5 protein-coding genes and 1 pseudogene are annotated in these 4,901 nt (G+C 53.5%); 3 read left to right on the top strand and 3 right to left on the bottom strand.

Annotated elements, in window-relative coordinates:
* The 3 genes from AC2VNK_RS08455 to AC2VNK_RS08445 all read right to left on the bottom strand — a co-directional run.
* Window positions 1–684 (bottom strand): hypothetical protein (locus tag AC2VNK_RS08455; protein ID WP_486883447.1); only part of this gene is annotated, 684 nt, incomplete at its 3' end.
* Between the two features lie 729 nt (window positions 685–1,413).
* Entirely contained in the window at window positions 1,414–1,839 is a 426-nt protein-coding gene (locus tag AC2VNK_RS08450; RefSeq protein WP_486883446.1) for a type II toxin-antitoxin system HicB family antitoxin, read from the bottom strand.
* A gap of 5 nt (window positions 1,840–1,844) precedes the next feature.
* Window positions 1,845–2,024: a type II toxin-antitoxin system HicA family toxin gene (locus AC2VNK_RS08445; protein WP_486883445.1), complete on the bottom strand. Its 180-nt coding sequence runs from the start codon at window positions 2,022–2,024 to the stop codon at window positions 1,845–1,847.
* Window positions 2,025–3,333: 1,309 nt separating this feature from the next.
* Between AC2VNK_RS08445 and AC2VNK_RS08440 the strand changes: the two genes are divergently transcribed.
* From AC2VNK_RS08440 to AC2VNK_RS08430, 3 genes and pseudogenes are all read left to right on the top strand, one after another.
* On the top strand, window positions 3,334–4,008 hold the full coding sequence (locus AC2VNK_RS08440; RefSeq protein WP_486883444.1) for a hypothetical protein: 675 nt from the start codon (window positions 3,334–3,336) through the stop codon (window positions 4,006–4,008).
* Window positions 4,009–4,019: 11 nt separating this feature from the next.
* Window positions 4,020–4,178 (top strand): annotated as a pseudogene (locus tag AC2VNK_RS08435) (helix-turn-helix domain-containing protein); the annotation flags it as partial.
* A gap of 222 nt (window positions 4,179–4,400) precedes the next feature.
* Complete coding sequence (locus tag AC2VNK_RS08430; RefSeq protein ID WP_486883448.1) at window positions 4,401–4,799, top strand: hypothetical protein; 399 nt, start codon at window positions 4,401–4,403, stop codon at window positions 4,797–4,799.
* Window positions 4,800–4,901: the final 102 nt, after the last annotated feature.

The raw sequence follows: 4,901 nt of genomic DNA, 5'->3' as shown, positions 1-4,901 counted from the left end.
ATCGGCCAACAGGTAGGGCAGCTTCCAGGTGGACGTCTTGCTGGGATTGCCCACATAGGCAAAGCATCGAGCAGGGATTTGATACTTCGGATGAAGGAGCGCATCCTGATCAGCGCCAGCAGTATCATCGGCAGATAGAACGGCACCAAGCTGCCCCAGCAACGATAAATCGGCGGGCACCTCACAAGGACGGTGGACGCCATCCATGCTCACCCACCAGAGCGCATCAACCGGCGCCTCTTCTTGAGCCAGATTGAACACCACACGTGGGCGCGAGCCACCATCAACGATATCTGCACCGAAGAACAGGATGCCATCACACACGGCCACCTGCTTGACGTGCTGTTCGTGGGCGTAGCGGATGGCCTGGGCGAGCGCACTATCCAAAGCAGCCTTGCTGGATAAGCTACCTGGGCGCTTGGCCTCGACAACGAGGTATTTGGTGAAGTTGTGGGTTACCACCAGATCAGCACGGCCGAGCTGCCAATTCAGATCGCGCTCTTGCCAATCCAGCACATTGGTGAGTAGCGCGCCAACAATGTTCTCAGCGGCCTTTTCTGCCACCTTGCCGAAACGCTCCTGAGCAGAAAGCATGGACACACGCTGCTGCAGAAATGCGGGCCACGCTGCCTGGGTCCGTTGTACGCACTTACGGTATCCGGCGAGGTCCTGATAGTTGCTCATAGGTGTTCCTTTGGAATCTGGGCGGTCAATGCCTGGTGGCTTCTACATCATCAACCAGCATGTCGAGTAGTGCCACCAACTGCAAATCCTCAAATTGCATGGAGTGGCCGCAATCCAGGCAGACGATCCGATCATCTTGACCGGCGAACTCGGCACCGCCGCACCTTGGGCAGTGTAGCTCTTTTTAAGTAGCCATTAACGTATTGCGTTATGGCCGATCAGGTGTGTCAACATCGTTGACTTCAAGTTGTGCGTTTGCCGGATTTTGTCGCGCGGCTTCGACCGCGTCGTGCCGTGATGCATAGGTTGAGTGCCCAGTAACCGTTCCGACATCCGTTCTGATGCGAAATTTCCATCGAATGATGTCATCAATCTCTACTTCGTATACCTCAATAACGCTTGCCATCAGGCCTCCAAAAAACCTACGGAGAACGCCCCTCACCTTTTCCGAAGTGCTTACATGGCGCTTACAGACTCAAAATCTACCGCACCCGATAACATCCTAACATGTTGATTAATATGGTGGGCCCGCACGGACTCGAACCGTGGACCAAGGGATTATGAGTCCCTTTAATACCCCTTTTGCACCTTGAGCTTCACCACGAGTAACAAGCAATAACAATAGATTACATCCACTGCCAATCACCTGGAATCACTGTGGATAACATTTTCAGTGCAGCGTAATTGCAGCGCCAGACACAGCCGGGGGTGCATTATGCCGGATCACCCTCATGCCACGCGTACTTCGATATGCCGCCCCAAAGCGCGGGCGGCGGCCTCAATCTGGTCCAGCCGCGAAGCATGGCGCAGGTCGAACAGGCGGTCCACCTGGGGCAGATGCCAACCCAACCGCCGCGCCAATTCGGCTTTCCTGACGCCTTGTTCCGTCATGGCCCGGTATACCCCGAGTTTGGCGCACTCCAACGCGGAAGGACGTACCGTGAGCTGTCCAGGTTCCGGAGCACTCGGCACCGGAAGAGGCGCGCGCCCATCTACATAGAAGGACAAGGCTGTTTCCAGCGCGTCCACCGCGTACAGCAGCACCTCGTCCTCGTCCTCGCCCTGGGTGATGGCCTCCGGCACGTCCGGGAACGTCACCACGAAGCCGCCTTCGGGTTGCGGTTCCAGCGTTACTGGAAAGTCGAAATCGTCCATGCTCATTACTCCTTCAATCCAAGTTGCTTCTTGATGGCCTCGACAAGGCCCGTCTTCAACTCGCTTGTGTGCATCGGCAGCACCGACTGGCGTCCGTTCAGGAACACCTTCAGGTGCGACCCTTTTCCGGGTTGGAATGTCGCCCCTTGCCTAGTCAGCCAACGCTTGAATTCGTTCGAGTTCATGGACAAAACATAACACTTCTGTTGTGTTTGTCAATGCACTAAGCGTATCAGCACCAACTGATAGCTGAAACAGGGCCAAAAGCACCCATTAGCGCCCAGCTGGTACTGAAAGGCATACAACTGGCGATTATGTAAAAGGAATGGCCGGGATCAATAAAAAATATTTTTTAAACGGGTTATTTTGCCTTCTTGAAGCTTTTCTGTGCCTAGTTATGTGGATAATGGAGTGCATCTTCTTTTACGGAGGTGCACCATGGATACAACGGATTTTTGGGCAGAAGCAGCTATCCTTTCGCGGCGGATAGCCCGGAATGTAAAGCTGCACGGGAATTTTGTGAGGCGATATCGACACCACCAGTGAAGATCTGGAACAAGAAGGACTACTAGCTGCGGCGGGCTGGATCAGCCGCCACGAAGAGGATCTAGCAGCGCTGGCTTCTACGTCAGAGGATGCGCCCAGGGCCTTGCGCGGCATGCTTTACGGGGTTATTAAAACTGGGATATTAAGTCATCTTAAAAAAATTAACCGGGATTCTGGGCGGGCGTCTTCCGCGTCGGACTGGATTGAAAATATCGGGTAATGTTGGGGACATGACGACGTAATAAGTGCGGCAGAAATTGAGCAATAACCGGAATAGTCGGCACAGAATACGCTAGACGACATCATCGAAATAACGAAAATTCCACAATAAAATACCTGCAGCAAACTGCTGGGTATTCTTCCTGCCGATTTTTGTTTGATTTCGCTGCAAGCAGCGTTGAATCTGATCCAGAGAGATAGAAGGAGTCACTCATATACCTGGACAAAGATATGAAATCAGTTGTTCTGATTCATAATGACTGTTTTTCATTTACGCAGATAGCGAAGATGATGAACTTTTCCAGTGAGCAGCCATGACAACTTTACCACAAAACCATGCGCAACTTGCAGGCGCGGGTTGATCAGGATGCGCAACTCTACGAATTGCCTTTGGATTATGCTGATAAGCAAGACGAAACCATGCTTTATAGTACGCATGAAGAGAACGTTTCTGAATTGCGGTATCGTGTAAGATTCACCAGGGGGAATATCAGCAATCCTACACATATGATGCGAAGGGAAGAACAGCCAACTTTCCCTCTTATGAGGGGCAGTTGTGTACCGCTTGGATACTTAAAAGTACACAGTTTTATCGCCCGTTTTTAGTTCTTGCATGCGATAAAGAGTGGTGTTATAGATGACAACCAGAACGGCAAATGCCCCCGTCGGACTGGCCAGCTGGAGCACCGTTTTAATGCCGGAGCAACCATTTTCAGGAGGTATTGCTCGATGAATACTATCAATGTGTTATCAGAAATTATCAATAACAGAAACCTTAGCTTTGGATTTTTGGTCCTGGCCATGGCGAACTTTATCTGGGTAGCTCGATATTTTTTTAAGAGCAAGCTCCAGGAATTGATCGGACATAAAGATCTGGCGGCGGCAAGCCGTGCCAAGTCAAGAGCACTGTGTAAAGCTCATGCGACGCCATTCATCCGCGCATGGCAGAGTGTGCGCCATGCCCACCACCATGCGTTTCCTAAGAGTTTAAGCCAGACAGGGGCGATCGGAAAGGACCTGAGCCGCGTAACAACCGCCCGTGCGCCACGGCGGACAGGTAGGCAAGGTGGACAGAAGAAAACGACGTCCGGCGGATCCGATGATGGCGGAGACGGAGAATCGCCGCACCGAATTGAACCCTTACTTAATTACGAAGACTTTGGCCGGGTCGCTAGGCTGGCGCCCGGTACCGTAAAAAACCTCTACTGCAGGTCCCCAGAAAAGCTCCCACCGGCCATCCGCCTGCCCGGGCATCGTGGACCCCTATGGCACCCTCATGATGTCCGGCAGTGGTTTGAAGACCACCGAGTCACCCCAGTCACCCCAGTCACCGTTCCGGCAGCCACCAAAGGCAAGCGCGGCCGCCCCCGGATTGCCGCGCAGGGCAAAGGGTGTGTGGCGTGAGCATTAAATGTATGGTTTGGGCTTGGGGACTCGATCTGCCGGCCCCCGTAAAATTGGTCTTGCTGGCCTTAGCTGATCATGCTGATGACCAAGGGGTTTGCTGGCCGGGAATAAGAGGGATAGCCAATAAATGCAATCTTTCACACCGCTCTGTGCAACGCCACGTACAAGATATGGTGGCGCGGAGCATAGTGCGCGTGGAAAAAAGGTTCCGGGCGGACGGATCCGGATCTTCCAATCTCTACCGCCTGTCTGTAGGTGGTGGCATGGAGTCATCGGGGGGTGTCAGGCCGACGGGGGGGGTGGTGACAGAGAGTCACCTCCCTGTGACGTCGGCGTCACCCCTTGAACCATCATTTAATACATCAATAGAAACATCAGGAGAAAAAGATTTGCCAGTGGTACGCAAGCGCACCTCCGGCGCAATAACAACAGAAACCTGGGAAGCCTACAGTCAGGCTTACCAACGGCGCTATGGCACTGACCCCGTGCGCAACCAGAAGGTCAACAGCCAATTGGCCAACCTTGTCCAGCGGCTTGGACAGGAAGAAGCCCCATCCGTGGCAGCCTTCTTTGTCAACCATAACGGCCGATTCTACAAGCAGGGTATGCACCAAGTGAGTCTGTTACTGCGTGACGCTGAAAAATTGCGGACGGAGTGGTTCACCGAACAAATGACGGCTAACCGCTACCCGCAGGGATACTGCGCCCAACCGCCCGTTGAACAGGGGCGTGCCAGCCACGGGGATGTCATTCCTACGCCCGCTCGACCAACCGTTGTTCGCCTCTGAAGGCCTATCCCACAAGGGACATCGCTCTCAAATATTGTAGAGGTGCGCAAGGTCTGTGCGCGGCGCGGGTAATGCTTCAGATTCCGGCTACGGTCTGTCGGC

Source organism: Acidithiobacillus sp. TH-A35 (genome assembly GCF_057473505.1).
The sequence above is the reverse complement of the archived record's forward strand: the minus strand, read 5'-3'. Positions and strand labels throughout refer to the sequence as shown.